The organism is Pseudomonas sp. ADPe (genome assembly GCF_014843515.1).
Lineage (GTDB): Bacteria > Pseudomonadota > Gammaproteobacteria > Pseudomonadales > Pseudomonadaceae > Pseudomonas > Pseudomonas citronellolis.
Genome location: NZ_CP062122.1, coordinates 5,333,606 through 5,345,849, shown reverse-complemented (window position 1 = coordinate 5,345,849; position 12,244 = coordinate 5,333,606). Strand labels below are relative to the sequence as shown.

Sequence of the window (12,244 nt, the reverse complement as noted above, 5' to 3'; positions counted from 1 at the left end):
CTAGGCGCCAGCCCCGGCGCCGAGCATCGCCCGCAGGCGGACGCCCTCCGCCTTGCGGCAGTTCACATGCACGCCCTCCAGGCCCAGCCAGGTGGCCATTTCGCGCAACTGGCCGGCCAGCGCCAGCATCCCCTCCTCGCCCAGCGGCCGCTGTTCCTCGTGCACGGCATGGACCGCCAGGCGTCCCGCCGCCCGCTCGGCGCGCAGGTCGATGCGCGCCGCCAAGCGTTCGTCGAACAGGAAGGGCAGCACGTAGTAGCCGTAGACCCGCTTGTGCTGCGGGGTGTAGATCTCCAGGCGGTAGCGGAAGTCGAACAGCCGCTCGGTGCGGGTGCGCTCCCACACCAGGGAGTCGAAGGGCGACAGCAGCGCGCTGGCCGCCACCTTGCGCGGAATGACCGGCTCGCCGGCGACGTAGGCCGCCTGCGACCAGCCCTGCACGCGCACCTGGCGCAGCGCGCCGGCCTCGACCAGTTCGGCCAGGCGCGCCTTGCTGTCCGCCGGCTCCAGGCGGAAGTAGTCGCGCAGGTCGGTCTCGCTGGCCACGCCCAGGGCGTTCGCGGCGTGCAACAGCAGGCCACGCTGGGCCTGCTCGGCATCCAGCTCGGGCGCATCCAGCACAGCGGCGGGCAGCACCCGCTCCGGCAGGTCATACAGCCGCTCGAAACCACGGCGCCCGGCCACCGTCACCTCGCCCGCGGCGAACAGCCATTCCAGGGCGTGCTTCTCGTCGCTCCAGTCCCACCAGGGGCCGGCCCGCTCGCTGCGGGTGGTCAGGCTGCCGGCGCCCAGGGCGCCCTGCTCGCGCACCGCCTGCAGCACGCGCTCGATCACCTCGCGGCGTTCCTCGCCGAAGCGCGCCAGTTGCTTGTAGATGCCCTGCCCCACGGCCGCGCGGCGCATGCGCCAGCGCATCAGCGGATAGAGTTCCAGCGGCAGCAGGGATGCCTCGTGCCCCCAGTACTCGAACATCCGCCGGTGGCGCCCGGCGCTCCAGGCCGCCTCGTCCAGCAGGGCCTGCGGGTAGCTGCCCAGGCGCGAGAACAGCGGCAGGTAGTGCGAGCGGGTCAGGGCGTTGACCGAATCGATCTGCAGCACGCCCAGGCGTTCCAGCACCTGTTGCAGGTGCCGGCGCTGCACCTGGGCGCGCGGCCGCCGGCTGGCGAAGCCCTGGGCCGCCAGGGCCAGGCGGCGGGCTTGCTTGAGGGACAGGCTGTCGGTCATGGGCGCTTCCTGCCGGCTGGATCGAAGCCCTCGATCCTACGCCAAAGCCGCCAGCGCCGACATCAGGCCGGCAGGGCTCGCGCGCTGGGCGCGGGGAACGGCCGGGCGATGCTGAAAGCCTCGGCGCTCGGCCCGTGCTCGGCCAGGCGCTGCAAGGCCGCGCGGGCCTGGGCCAGGCTCGGCAGTTGCCCGGCCGGCAGCCACCAGAGCGCCAGGCTCGGCCCCGGCAGCTTCTCCATCCAGTCCTTGCGCCGGCGCAGCACGCTCAGGTGCTCGCCGCCATAGACATAGTCGCGCAACGCATCCAGGGATTCCCAGAGCGACAGGTTGACGATGATCCGCGGGTCGTCGAAAGCCTGGACGCCGGTGGCGTCGCCCGCCTCGTCCTGCAGGCGCCAGATGAAGCCGGGGCTGGCCTCGGCCAGGGCGTTGATGGGCGCCAGCTGGTCGACGAAATCCTGCATCAGCGGGTGGTCGAGGGGAGCCCTGGCCCGGGCGATGTTGACCTGGGCCAGGTGGTAGCGTTGCGGCATGGGCCTTTCCTTGTGCTCGTGGATATGGAAGAGGATCAGCGACGCAGGTGGTCGATCCAGAAGGGCTTTTCCGCCTCCTGCAGGATGTCGGCGCGGCTCAGGCCGATGTCCTTGAGCGCCGCATCGCTGAGCCTGGCCAGTTGCTCGCGCTGCCGGGCCAGTTCCCGCCAGCGGCGGATGCGGCCCAGCAGGCGCGGCCAGAAGGCCGCGCCGGCGTGCCGGCGGGTGAAGGCCGAGGGTGTCATCACGAAACCGAATTGCGCTTTCATCGTGTCGTCCTCCCTGTGGGGTTGGCACCAGTCTCGCGCCGGGCATAAGATCAATCCAACGAATCATTCTTATGCATCCCATCTTGGAGATTGATGTATGAGCGCCTTCCCCAGCATCGACAGCGAACTGCTGCGCACCTTCGTCGCCATCGCCGACCACGGCGGCTTCACCCGCGCCGCCGAGGTGGTCAACCGCACCCAGTCGGCGGTGAGCATGCAGATGAAGCGCCTGGAGGAAGACGTGCTGGAACGCACCCTGTTCGAGCGCGACGGCCGCCAGGTGCGCCTGACGCCCGAAGGCCAGGTGCTGCTGGGCTACGCGCGGCGCATCCTGCGGCTGCAGGGCGAGGTGTTCAACACCCTGCGCCAGCCGCACATGGTCGGCGCGGTGCGCATCGGCACGCCGGACGACTACGTGATGCGCTTCCTCCCGGAAATCCTCTCGCGCTTCGCCCAGGCCTACCCGCTGGTGCAGGTGGAAGTGCATTGCGAGAGCTCCTCGCAACTGCTCACCCGCAAGGACCTGGACCTGACCATAGTCACCCGCGAGCCGGGCACCGAGATCGGCCAGTTGCTGCGCCAGGAGCCCTTCGTCTGGATGGCCGCGGAAAGCTTCTGCCCGCAGGAACAGCGCCCGCTGCCGCTGGCGATGTTCAACACCACCTGCTTCTGCCGCGCCTGGGCCTGCAACGCCCTGGAAGCGCTGGAGATCGACTACCGCATCGCCTACAGCAGCCCCAGCCTCTCGGCGCTGTTCGCCGTGGCCAGCGCGGGCCTGGCGGTCACCGCCCAGCTGCGCAGCCTGCTCACCGGCAACCTGCGCATCATCGGCGAGGAGGAAGGCCTGCCGGCCCTGCCCTCGGCGAGCATCGTGCTGCTGCGCAACCCGGCGCGGCAGTCGCCGGTCACCGACAAGCTGGCCGACTACATCGTCGAAGGCTTCGCCGCCTGAGCCGGCTCACTGGCGCAGCAGGAGCAGCGCGCAAACCACCAGGAACAGGCTGAAGGCGAAGCGCAGGGCGCGCTCGGGCAGCGCGTGGGCCAGCTTCACGCCCCAGGAGATGCTCAGCAGGCCGCCGGCCGCGAGGCAAGCGCCCATGCGCCAGTCGACGTGGCCATGCAGCGCATAGGTACCCAGCGCCATCGCCGTGCTCGGCGCGGCTAACGCCAGGGCCAGCCCCTGGGCCACCACCTGGGTGAAGCCGAACAGCGAGGTCAGCACCGGCGTGGCCAGCACGCCGCCGCCCACCCCGAACAGCCCGCCCAGGGAACCCGCACCCAGGCCGAGGGCGGCGAACCAGGGCAGGCCCGGTGTTTCCTCGCGCGGCTGCGCCTCGCTGCGCTGGCGCAGCAGCAGGTAGCCGGCCAGGGCCAGCAGGAACACCACGAAGGCCGTGCGCATGTGCGCCGCGTCGATACGAAGCGCCAGGCTGGAGGCGAGAAAGGCGCAGAGCAGGCCGGTCACCGCAAGCACCGCCGCCTGGCCGGGATCGATGCGATTGCGCTGGTGATAACGGCGCAGCGCCAGCAGCACGTTGGGCACCACCATCACCAATGCCGTGCCCTGGGCCAGTTGCTGGTCGAGGCCGAACAGCACGCCCAGCACCGGGATCGCCAGCAGGCCGCCGCCGATCCCGAACAACCCGCCCAGGCAACCCAGGACCAACCCCAGGACGAAATCCAGCCCCATCTCCAGCATGCGAACCTCCAAATACGTCGAGACCATGCTAGAAAACCGCCGCTGGATGGGAAACGCAAAGCCCAGCACAATGGCTTTGCGCTTTACGCATAGGCAAGCACCATGACTCCCACCGCCCTGGAAGACCAGCTGGACCTGTTCCTCGACGTGCTCGACAGCGGCAGCTTTTCCGCCGCCGCGCGCCTGCGCCAGCTCACGCCCTCGGCGGTGGCGCGGCGCATGGACGCCCTCGAACGCGGCCTCGGCAGCCCGCTGCTGGCCCGCAGCACCCACGTGGTGCGCGCCACGCCGGCGGGCCTGGCCTTCGCCGAGCGCGCCCGGCGCATAGTCGAAGAACTGCGCCAGGCCCGCGCCGAGGCGGTGTCGCTGAGCACCGCGCCCGAAGGCCTGATCCGCATAGACGCGCCCGTGCCCTTCGGCCGCCGCCACCTGGCACCGGCCATCGCCGACTTCCTCAAGGCCAACCCCGGCCTGGACGTGCAACTGCGCCTGATCGACAGCTTCACCGACCTGCAGGGCGACAACCTCGGCCAGGTCGACCTGGTGCTGCGCATCGGCCCGCTGCCGGACAGCCGCCTGGTGGCCACGCCGCTGGCGCCCATGCGCCGCATCGTCTGCGCCAGCGCCGACTACCTGGCCCGCCACGGCCGGCCGACCTCGCCGCTGCAGTTGCCCGAGCACGTCGGCCTGGACTGGGAAGGCCTGGCGCCGCCGCTGGCCTGGCGCTTCGCCGTCGACGGGCGCCTGCAGCACCTGCGCCCGCGGCGCCTGCGGCTGACCGCCAACAACGCGGAAACCCTGGTCGAAGGCGCCTTGCAGGGGCTCGGCATGGCCCATCTGCCGACCTGGCTGTGCAGCGAATACCTGGTGCGCGGCGAACTGCAGCCGCTGTTCTGCGAGCCGGGCCTGCCGGAAGCCGAACCGGGCGGCATCCACGCCCTGCGCCTGGAGCGCGGCACCCACCCGCGCAGCCAGCGCCTGCTGGCCTTCCTCGTCGCGCGCTTCGGCTTCCCGCCACCCTGGGACAGCGCCCTCGCCGCGCACCTGGCAGGCAAGGAACTGGCGAAGAAATAGCCAGCGCGCTAAATTAAGGCGCAATCATCTATTCGGAGGCCCGTCATGAGCCAACCCAAGGACGCCTGCGAATCGCTCAAGCTCGACAACCAGCTGTGCTTCGCCCTTTACTCCACCTCGCTGCAGATGACCAAGGTGTACAAGCCCCTGCTCCAGCAACTGGGCCTGACCTACCCGCAGTACATCGCCATGCTGGTGCTCTGGGAACAGGACGGCATCACCGTCGGCGAGATCAGCGCGCGCATGCTCACCGACCCCGGCTCCCTCACCCCGCTGCTCAAGCGCCTGGAGGGCGAAGGCCTGATCACCCGCAAGCGCAGCGCCAGCGACGAGCGGGTGGTCGAACTGCGCCTGACCGACAAGGGCCGGGAGCTGCGCCAGCAGGCCGAGAGCATCCCGGCCTGCATCCTCGCCGCCAGCGGCCTGTCCCTCGAAGAACTGGGCAGGCTGAAGAACGAACTGGTGGACCTGCGCGGCAGCCTGCAAGGCTCGGACTAGGCGCTTATTCCAGGATCGCGAATACCTTATCGCGAATTCTTCCAATAAATATCTTGCGCGCAAAATAACTCAGGACTAACTTCTGCCTCACGCACTTGGTTAGTGCGCAAAATTTTAACGGACAAACAGACATCCGGAGACACCGCCATGCAAACCATCAAAGCCCTCTACACCGCCACTGCCACCGCGACCGGAGGCCGCGACGGCCGCGCCGTCTCCTCCGACGGCAACCTCGACGTGAAACTGACCACCCCGCGCGAACTGGGCGGCCAGGGCGGCGCCGCGACCAACCCCGAACAGCTCTTCGCCGCCGGCTACTCGGCCTGCTTCATCGGCGCGCTGAAGTTCGTCGCCAGTCAGAGCAAGCGTCAACTGCCCACCGACGCCTCCATCACCGGCAAGGTCGGCATCGGCCAGATCCCCGGCGGCTTCGGCCTGGAAGTGGAACTGAACATTGCCCTGCCGGGCCTGGAGCGCGCCATCGCCGAGGAACTGGTGGCCGCGGCCCACCAGGTCTGCCCGTACTCCAACGCCACCCGCGGCAACATCGACGTGCGCCTGAACATCGCAGTCTGACCCACGCACCCCAAGGAGACCCGAACATGAAAGCGCTCAGCAAAACCCTCGCAGGCAGCCTGCTCGCCCTGGCCATCGGCAACGCCTTCGCCGCCGGCAGCCCCGGCGTGCAGCACGACACCCAGGCCTTCCTCGAAGCCCTGCAGGCCAGCGGCGGCAAACCTCTGAAAACCCTGTCGCCGAAAGACGCCCGCGCGGTACTGAGCGGCGCCCAGGCCTCGGTGAAGGTCGACCTTTCCGGCACCCAGGTCAGCGAGAAGACCATCCAGGCCGACGGCCAGCGCATCAGGCTGACCATCGTGCGCCCGGCAGGCGCCAAGGGCACCCTGCCCGCGTTCATGTTCTTCCACGGCGGCGGCTGGGTGCTGGGCGACTACCCGACCCACGCCCGGCTGATCCGCGACCTGGTGGTGAACTCCGGCGCGGTGGCGGTGTACGTCGACTACACGCCCTCCCCCGAGGCCCATTACCCGGTGGCGATCAACCAGGCCTACGCCGCCACCAGGTGGGTGGCCGAGCACGGCAAGGAAATCGACGTCGACGGCGCGCGCCTGGCGGTGGCCGGCAACAGCGTCGGCGGCAACATGGCCGCGGTGGTCGCACTGATGGCCAAGGACAAGGGCACACCGAAGCTGCGCTTCCAGGCCCTGCTGTGGCCGGTGACCGACGCCAGCTTCGAAACGGGCTCATACGGCCAGTTCGCCCAGGGGCACTTCCTCACCAAGCCGATGATGCAGTGGTTCTGGGACAGCTACACCACCGACGCCAAGCAGCGCGCCGAGATCTACGCCTCGCCGCTGCGCGCCAGCACCGAGCAACTGAAAGGCCTACCGCCGGCACTGGTGCAGACCGCCGAGTTCGACGTGCTGCGCGACGAAGGCGAAGCCTACGCCCGCAAGCTGGACGCCGCCGGCGTGGCCGTCACCGCCACGCGCTACAACGGCATGATCCACGACTACGGCCTGCTCAACCCGCTGGCCAAGGTGCCCGCCGTACAGGCAGCCATGCGCCAGGCTGGCGAGGAGTTGAAGGCGCACCTGAAATAACCCGCGCCAGAACCGAAAAGGCCCGGCATCTGCCCCCTCACCCCAGCCTTCTCCCGAAGGGAGAGGGGGCAGTTCGTGCCACCGGGGCGTCCGGCGTGGCCGGTGGTTCCAATCGCGGACGGAGTCCTTCCCGGCAACTTGTAGGAGCGCGCCCTGCCCGCGATTCGCGCGCAGGGCGCGCTCCTACAGGGGGAATGGCGCGGCTGGGGCAGCGCAGGAGCGGATCTCATCCGCGAAACGCGCCGATACGTCCGGCTATCGCGGACAAGGTCCGCTCCTACCCCCTCCGGCGAACACAAGACCCGTAGGATGGCGTTGAGCGAAGCGATACCCATCACCACGACCGCATGGGTTTCGCCAAGGCTCACCCCATGCGTTGAGGCGCACCTCGGCGCAGCCGGCAAGACAGTTGCTCCTACGCCCGGCGGCGCCTGGTTCGGGCCTGCGTGGCGGGGAGCTCGCGAATGAAAAAATGCCGTTTCTCCCAGGCAGAGAAACGGCATTCTTTCTTGAGTGAAAAGCTCTACGGCATCTGCCGGGCTTTTCACATCACGCGAAGGCTCAAGCCTTGACGCGAGACTTGTACTCGCCGGTGCGGGTATCGATCTCGATGGAGTCGCCGATTTCGCAGAACGCGGAAACCTGCAGCTCGGCACCGTTCTTCAGGCGGGCGGTCTTCATGACCTTGCCGGAAGTGTCGCCACGGACGGCCGGCTCGGTGTAGACGATTTCACGAACGATGGTGGTCGGCAGTTCGACGGAGATCACCTTGTCGTTGTAGAAAACCGCTTCGCAGACGTCGGTCATGCCGTCTTCGATGAAGGTCAGCACGCCTTCCAGGTCGCCCTTCTCGATCTCGTACTGGTTGAACTCGTTGTCCATGAAGACGTACAGCGGGTCCGCGAAGTAGGAGTAGGTCACTTCCTTGCGGTCGAGGATGATCGGTTCCAGCTTGTCATCGGCCTTGAACACGGTCTCGGTGCCGGCGCCGGTCAGCAGGTTCTTCAGCTTCATCTTGACGACGGCGCTGTTACGGCCGGACTTGTTGAACTCGGCCTTCTGGATGACCCAGGGGGCGCCGTTGATGTTGGCAACCTGGCCTGCGCGGAACTCTTGAGCGGTTTTCATACGAATATCCGATTTGGATTGGAGACAAAAAACAGGGGACGTATCATAGCCAATTTGTATAAAAACGCACCAGCCCCGCGGCGAGATCCGGCTGTGCGGCATGCTTTTCGCTCCAGCGCAGCGCCCATTCCCGCCAGGCTCCAGCCCGTTTCTGCAGCGTCGCCCAGGCCGTCGCCGCATTGCCAAGGCCGTTCCAGGCGTGCCAGTAGGCCAGCAGGGCAGCCTCGAGCCCGGGCTCCATGCCCTGGGTATAGATAGAGAGGAAGGCGTCCAGCTTCTCCAGGTGCACGCCCTCCTCCTGCTCGTAGATGTGCCAGACGAATGGCCGCCCCGCCCAGAGCGCGCGGACGAAGGAATCCTCGCCGCGCACCGCGTTGAGGTCGCAGCTCCACAGCAGCAGGTCGTAGTCCTCCTGGCGGACGAACGGCAAGACCTGCAGGCGCAGGTTGCCGCGCCGATGGCGGTCGCCCGGAGCCAGTCCCGGCAGGCCCAGCCAGTCGGCGACATCGCCCAGCACCCGCCCTTCGGGGATCAGCAGCAGCGTCGGCTGCGCGTCTTGCGCTAGCGCGTCCAGCCAGGGCGCCAGCGCCGGGTTCTCGTAGGCGAACAGGGAAATCAGACGTTCCCTACCCTCCACTTCCACGCCAAGGGAGGCCAGGAATGCCCGGCGGCTGGCGTCGTCCGCCTGGAAGGCCCGGCGCCGCTCGAGCAGCCCCGCCTCCCGCAGCAGGCCGCCGACGCCCGGCTGCACCCCGGGGAAATAGAAGTACTTCTGCAGGCCGTTGGCCTGCAGCGAAGGCAGGCCGTGGCAGGCAGCCACCCAGTCCTCGGCGCTGAGGTATTCCAGGTTCAGCCACAGCGGTGGCACGGCGCGCTCGCGCATGGCCTCCACGTAAGCCGGCGGTAATGGGCAGGCGAATGCCTCGATGACCACGTCGGCGGCCGGCGTGTCTTCCCAGCGCGCGGGCCAGTGGCGGACTTCGACGCCCGCCTGGCGCTGGCCGGGCAGCGCTGGATCGGCCCCGGGGCACAGCCGCGCGAAGGCATTCAGGTCGTCCACCCACAGGCGCACCGCCTGGCCATGCTCGCCGGCGAGCTGGCGGGCCAGGCGCCAGGTCACGCCGATGTCGCCATAGTTGTCCACCACGCAGCAGAAGATGTCCCAGCTCGCCATCGCACTCGCCTTTGGAAGGAAGCCGCCAGTTTAGCAAGGCGGGCCGCCCCGGTTTCCCCTCGACGTCCTTAAGCCGATGAATCCGTTGAAAAAACATTTGCCTTTCGGAAAACCTTTGAGTAAAGTGCGCGCCTCGACAGACAAGCGCTGTCGAAACCCTGGTGAGGTGTCCGAGCGGTTGAAGGAGCACGCCTGGAAAGTGTGTATACGGGAAACCGTATCGAGGGTTCGAATCCCTCCCTCACCGCCACTTTCCGATAAGCCCTTGATTTTCTTAGAGAATCAGGGGCTTTTTCGTTATACAGCCCTACCGCCTTTCGTCCATTGGTACAGAGAGGTGGTACAGATGAACGCCATGACAAAACCGTGGAAGCATCCTCAGTCGGGGATTCTTTACTTCCGCCGTGAAGTCCCCGCAGACATCCGCAAGATCATCGGTCGCCGCGAGTGGAAGGTCTCACTCAGAACCCGAGACTTCTCCGCAGCCCGCCCCCGCTTTGCCTCCGAACTCGCCCGGTGCGAGGAAACCTTCGCTGCCGCCCGAGACCAACTCGCAGGGCAACCACGAGTCCTCGCCTCCGATGCACCCAAGCTCGCTGATCGCTGGGCACAGGACGTAATGGATTTCTGGGACGCCAACCCCGATGCAGTGCAGGACTTCCTGATCCAATCCGACGAGAGCAGCGACCTTACCCTCGCCTGTGATGCTGTGGACAGCAGCAACCCCAAGGCCCGCAAGGCGGCCATCATCGAGTTCCTCAAGACGACACTGGCAGAGCACAACCTGCCCATGCCGGACGATCAGGAGCTGGCCTCCAGGGCGCTGGTGGATGCCTTCTTCGCTCGCTGGCACGACCTCTGCCAGATAGCCTTCACCCGCTCTACAGGGAACTGGAGGGAGTCTCTGGAGCTTCCTGCAGCTGAGAAGCCTCTGGCTGTCGAGCAGAAGGCGCAACAGGCTACCCGCTCCGGGCCGAGGCTGTCGGAGGTCTTCAGTGCCTGGGCCGATGACAAGCGCCTCACCGATGGCGACACCCGCAGCACCAACAAGACGATCTCGGAGTTCGGGGCCACCATCACCCGCTTCATCGAGCTGTTCGGTGACCTGCCGGTGGATCGGATCACCCGTGCTTTGTGTCAGGAGTTCAGGACTGCCCTCAGCAAGCTGCCCACCAAGGGCGAAGGTATCCGTGGACTGAGCGCCCCTGAGCAGATCGCCAAGGCCGAGGTCGAAGGTCTGCCCACTGCTGGACTGGCCACCGTGAAGAAGCAACTACGGGCCATGTCTGCAGTGTTGAACTTCGCCGCACAGCGCCTCGATGCCATCGACGAAGAGCCGATCTCTGCCTCTGGGATGCTTCGGGGCATCGCCAAGGCCGCCCGCAGAGCCGAGACCAGGGATGCAGAAGACAAGCACTACAGCCGCTCTGAACTGGCCACTATCTTCACCAGTCCCCTGTTCACCGGGAACTGGCAGCCGCCCCGCTCCGACTTCGGTCAGGCGCTCTACTGGCTGCCCCTGCTGATGATCTATACGGGTGCTCGCCGGGAGGAGCTGGCTCAACTGCTGGTTGCCGATGTGCGCCAGGATGACGACTCCGGCATTTGGTACCTGTCCATCGCGCCGGGCGAGGGGAAAACCGTGAAGACCCTCAGCAGCCGCCGGAAGGTTCCCCTTCATGCCGATCTGCTGGCGCTGGGCTTCATCGACTACCGCAACAGCCTAGCGGCTTCAGGGCGTCTCTTCCCGAAGCTGGAGGAGCACCCGGATAACGGCTACGGCCATGCAGTCGGCAAGGCTTGGGCGAAGTACCTGAAAGAAGTGGTGAAACTGGACAGCCAGGCCAGCCCCTCTCACGGCTTCCGCCATACCTTCAAGACGCTGTGCCGGGAGGTGGGAATCGAGACTGCTGTCAGCGACTGGATCACCGGGCACGCGGCACCCAACGTGGGTGCTACCTACGGGAGCAATCCGCTATGCAGGATGGCCAGCGAGCTGGAGAAGTTCCCGAGCATCGCAAGGACCGCAGGGCTGCTACCGCAAGGGACAACAGAAGGCTAACCACAGGCTAGCTCATCGGCGATGACCGTATGGCTATGCACCTTCTGGGCAATTACTTCGTTGAAGTTCTTCCCGCACGAGAAGCACTTCCCCCAACCTTTGTCGTTGATGGAGTAGGCGTCAGAAGATTGGCCACAGGGACAAGGCAAGTGGGTTTGCACCCACTCGCTCATACTGCGGACTTCAATTTGGTGAGCTTGCCTTCCTGAGCCAGGACGGTGATCAGGCGCTTACCTTCCTCGGTCGGGTAGATTTCGATCTTCCCGAAGTCCTCGTTGATCTTCTCCTCCAGCAGGTGGGCAAAGCGGCGGTACACCCGGTAGGACGCCGGGGTGCGGTACAGGTAGCCCAGGCGCATCAGGTCGCGCTTCACGGAGTTGATGTTGATGCCCGGCAGAGTGCGGGCGAAGCGGGCCAGGGTGTGGCGATGCTGACCGACCACAGACGACAGACCGTCACGCTCGGTGGTGAGCTGCTTGTTCTCGCTGGACAGCCGGTCGATCTTCCGCTGGAGAATCTCGATGGCCTTCAAGACGAAGGCGTCCTCGTCCATCTCGCCGGTCGCTACCTTTTCCTCGCCCATGATGTAGGCGCCGTCCTTGCGGATGGCCGGGAGTACGTCGCGGGTTACCCAGTCTTGGAAACGGCGGGCTTCGGGTTTGTCCGAGCGCATGATCAGCTTGTACAGGCCGGACTCGGCTACAGCCCGCGCGTTGCCCATGCCTTTACCCGGCAGCTTTACCCCCAGTTTTGAGATGGGGGTAACCTCATCGTCAGCCAGACCTTTGAGGTGATGACCGAATCCTCCCATCGGATGCTCGGCCAGATTGAGTGCTCGGCACACATCGACGGCAACGAACCAGGGTGCTTCGTTGACGCTCAGTACACGGATATCAGCCTTGTTCTCGAACTTATAGATGCTCACGTTGCTCATGTTCTGTCCTCCAGAAAAGACGAAGCC

General features: G+C 66.6%; 13 protein-coding genes and 1 tRNA gene. 7 read left to right on the top strand and 7 right to left on the bottom strand.

From position 1 onward, the window contains the following. The 3 genes from IG194_RS24375 to IG194_RS24365 all read right to left on the bottom strand — a co-directional run bounded on the left by IG194_RS24375 (nucleotide 1) and on the right by IG194_RS24365 (nucleotide 2,026). A complete protein-coding gene (locus IG194_RS24375; RefSeq protein ID WP_058488985.1) occupies nucleotides 1–1,224 on the bottom strand; it encodes a winged helix-turn-helix domain-containing protein in 1,224 nt (407 codons plus the stop codon). Nucleotides 1,225–1,286: 62 nt separating this feature from the next. Next, nucleotides 1,287–1,757: a DUF3291 domain-containing protein gene (locus IG194_RS24370; protein WP_009623485.1), complete on the bottom strand. Its 471-nt coding sequence runs from the start codon at nucleotides 1,755–1,757 to the stop codon at nucleotides 1,287–1,289. A 35-nt stretch (nucleotides 1,758–1,792) separates the two neighbouring features. After that, nucleotides 1,793–2,026: a DUF1127 domain-containing protein gene (locus IG194_RS24365; protein ID WP_058488984.1), complete on the bottom strand. Its 234-nt coding sequence runs from the start codon at nucleotides 2,024–2,026 to the stop codon at nucleotides 1,793–1,795. A gap of 97 nt (nucleotides 2,027–2,123) precedes the next feature. Between IG194_RS24365 and IG194_RS24360 the strand changes: the two genes are divergently transcribed. Beyond that, nucleotides 2,124–2,978, top strand: coding sequence for a LysR substrate-binding domain-containing protein (locus IG194_RS24360; protein WP_009623491.1), 855 nt, complete (start codon nucleotides 2,124–2,126; stop codon nucleotides 2,976–2,978). Between the two features lie 6 nt (nucleotides 2,979–2,984). On the opposite strand, the gene IG194_RS24355 is transcribed toward IG194_RS24360, so the two are convergent. Continuing rightward, nucleotides 2,985–3,725: a sulfite exporter TauE/SafE family protein gene (locus IG194_RS24355; RefSeq protein WP_058488983.1), complete on the bottom strand. Its 741-nt coding sequence runs from the start codon at nucleotides 3,723–3,725 to the stop codon at nucleotides 2,985–2,987. Between the two features lie 102 nt (nucleotides 3,726–3,827). Here IG194_RS24355 and IG194_RS24350 point away from each other — a divergent pair, with 102 nt between their 5' ends. The 4 genes from IG194_RS24350 (at nucleotide 3,828) to IG194_RS24335 (ending at nucleotide 6,919) form a co-directional block, all read left to right on the top strand. After that, complete coding sequence (locus tag IG194_RS24350; protein ID WP_058488982.1) at nucleotides 3,828–4,799, top strand: LysR family transcriptional regulator; 972 nt, start codon at nucleotides 3,828–3,830, stop codon at nucleotides 4,797–4,799. Nucleotides 4,800–4,844: 45 nt separating this feature from the next. Further along, on the top strand, nucleotides 4,845–5,297 hold the full coding sequence (locus tag IG194_RS24345) for a MarR family winged helix-turn-helix transcriptional regulator (protein WP_043316076.1): 453 nt from the start codon (nucleotides 4,845–4,847) through the stop codon (nucleotides 5,295–5,297). 147 nt (nucleotides 5,298–5,444) lie between these two features. Next, nucleotides 5,445–5,873 carry an organic hydroperoxide resistance protein gene (locus tag IG194_RS24340; RefSeq protein ID WP_043267177.1) on the top strand — a complete coding sequence of 143 codons (429 nt, stop codon included), beginning with the start codon at nucleotides 5,445–5,447 and terminating at the stop codon, nucleotides 5,871–5,873. A 26-nt stretch (nucleotides 5,874–5,899) separates the two neighbouring features. Then, the gene (locus IG194_RS24335) at nucleotides 5,900–6,919 is read left to right on the top strand and encodes an alpha/beta hydrolase (protein ID WP_058488981.1); all 1,020 of its coding nucleotides are present in this window, start codon (nucleotides 5,900–5,902) and stop codon (nucleotides 6,917–6,919) included. Nucleotides 6,920–7,480: 561 nt separating this feature from the next. On the opposite strand, the gene efp is transcribed toward IG194_RS24335, so the two are convergent. Beyond that, a complete protein-coding gene (efp, locus tag IG194_RS24330) occupies nucleotides 7,481–8,047 on the bottom strand; it encodes an elongation factor P (protein ID WP_009623501.1) in 567 nt (188 codons plus the stop codon). 43 nt (nucleotides 8,048–8,090) lie between these two features. Further along, nucleotides 8,091–9,221 carry an elongation factor P maturation arginine rhamnosyltransferase EarP gene (earP, locus tag IG194_RS24325; protein ID WP_058488980.1) on the bottom strand — a complete coding sequence of 377 codons (1,131 nt, stop codon included), beginning with the start codon at nucleotides 9,219–9,221 and terminating at the stop codon, nucleotides 8,091–8,093. A 160-nt stretch (nucleotides 9,222–9,381) separates the two neighbouring features. Here earP and IG194_RS24320 point away from each other — a divergent pair. Both IG194_RS24320 and IG194_RS24315 read left to right on the top strand, forming a co-directional pair. Continuing rightward, a tRNA-Ser gene (locus tag IG194_RS24320) sits at nucleotides 9,382–9,471 on the top strand. A gap of 96 nt (nucleotides 9,472–9,567) precedes the next feature. Continuing rightward, nucleotides 9,568–11,283, top strand: coding sequence for a site-specific integrase (locus IG194_RS24315; protein WP_058488979.1), 1,716 nt, complete (start codon nucleotides 9,568–9,570; stop codon nucleotides 11,281–11,283). Between the two features lie 169 nt (nucleotides 11,284–11,452). Here IG194_RS24315 and IG194_RS24310 read toward each other — a convergent pair whose 3' ends face one another. Further along, nucleotides 11,453–12,217: a Bro-N domain-containing protein gene (locus IG194_RS24310; RefSeq protein WP_082996385.1), complete on the bottom strand. Its 765-nt coding sequence runs from the start codon at nucleotides 12,215–12,217 to the stop codon at nucleotides 11,453–11,455. Nucleotides 12,218–12,244: the final 27 nt, after the last annotated feature.

Excerpts from the sequence above, each read along its gene's own strand:
- IG194_RS24365 (WP_058488984.1), bottom strand. The coding sequence starts at position 2,026 with ATGAAAGCGCAATTCGGTTTCGTGATGACACCCTCGGCCTTCACCCGC.
- IG194_RS24335 (WP_058488981.1), top strand. The coding sequence starts at position 5,900 with ATGAAAGCGCTCAGCAAAACCCTCGCAGGCAGCCTGCTCGCCCTGGCC.
- earP (WP_058488980.1), bottom strand. The coding sequence starts at position 9,221 with ATGGCGAGCTGGGACATCTTCTGCTGCGTGGTGGACAACTATGGCGAC.
- IG194_RS24350 (WP_058488982.1), top strand. The coding sequence starts at position 3,828 with ATGACTCCCACCGCCCTGGAAGACCAGCTGGACCTGTTCCTCGACGTG.
- IG194_RS24370 (WP_009623485.1), bottom strand. The coding sequence starts at position 1,757 with ATGCCGCAACGCTACCACCTGGCCCAGGTCAACATCGCCCGGGCCAGG.
- IG194_RS24340 (WP_043267177.1), top strand. The coding sequence starts at position 5,445 with ATGCAAACCATCAAAGCCCTCTACACCGCCACTGCCACCGCGACCGGA.
- IG194_RS24355 (WP_058488983.1), bottom strand. The coding sequence starts at position 3,725 with ATGCTGGAGATGGGGCTGGATTTCGTCCTGGGGTTGGTCCTGGGTTGC.
- IG194_RS24375 (WP_058488985.1), bottom strand. The coding sequence starts at position 1,224 with ATGACCGACAGCCTGTCCCTCAAGCAAGCCCGCCGCCTGGCCCTGGCG.
- IG194_RS24315 (WP_058488979.1), top strand. The coding sequence starts at position 9,568 with ATGAACGCCATGACAAAACCGTGGAAGCATCCTCAGTCGGGGATTCTT.
- efp (WP_009623501.1), bottom strand. The coding sequence starts at position 8,047 with ATGAAAACCGCTCAAGAGTTCCGCGCAGGCCAGGTTGCCAACATCAAC.
- IG194_RS24345 (WP_043316076.1), top strand. The coding sequence starts at position 4,845 with ATGAGCCAACCCAAGGACGCCTGCGAATCGCTCAAGCTCGACAACCAG.
- IG194_RS24360 (WP_009623491.1), top strand. The coding sequence starts at position 2,124 with ATGAGCGCCTTCCCCAGCATCGACAGCGAACTGCTGCGCACCTTCGTC.
- IG194_RS24310 (WP_082996385.1), bottom strand. The coding sequence starts at position 12,217 with ATGAGCAACGTGAGCATCTATAAGTTCGAGAACAAGGCTGATATCCGT.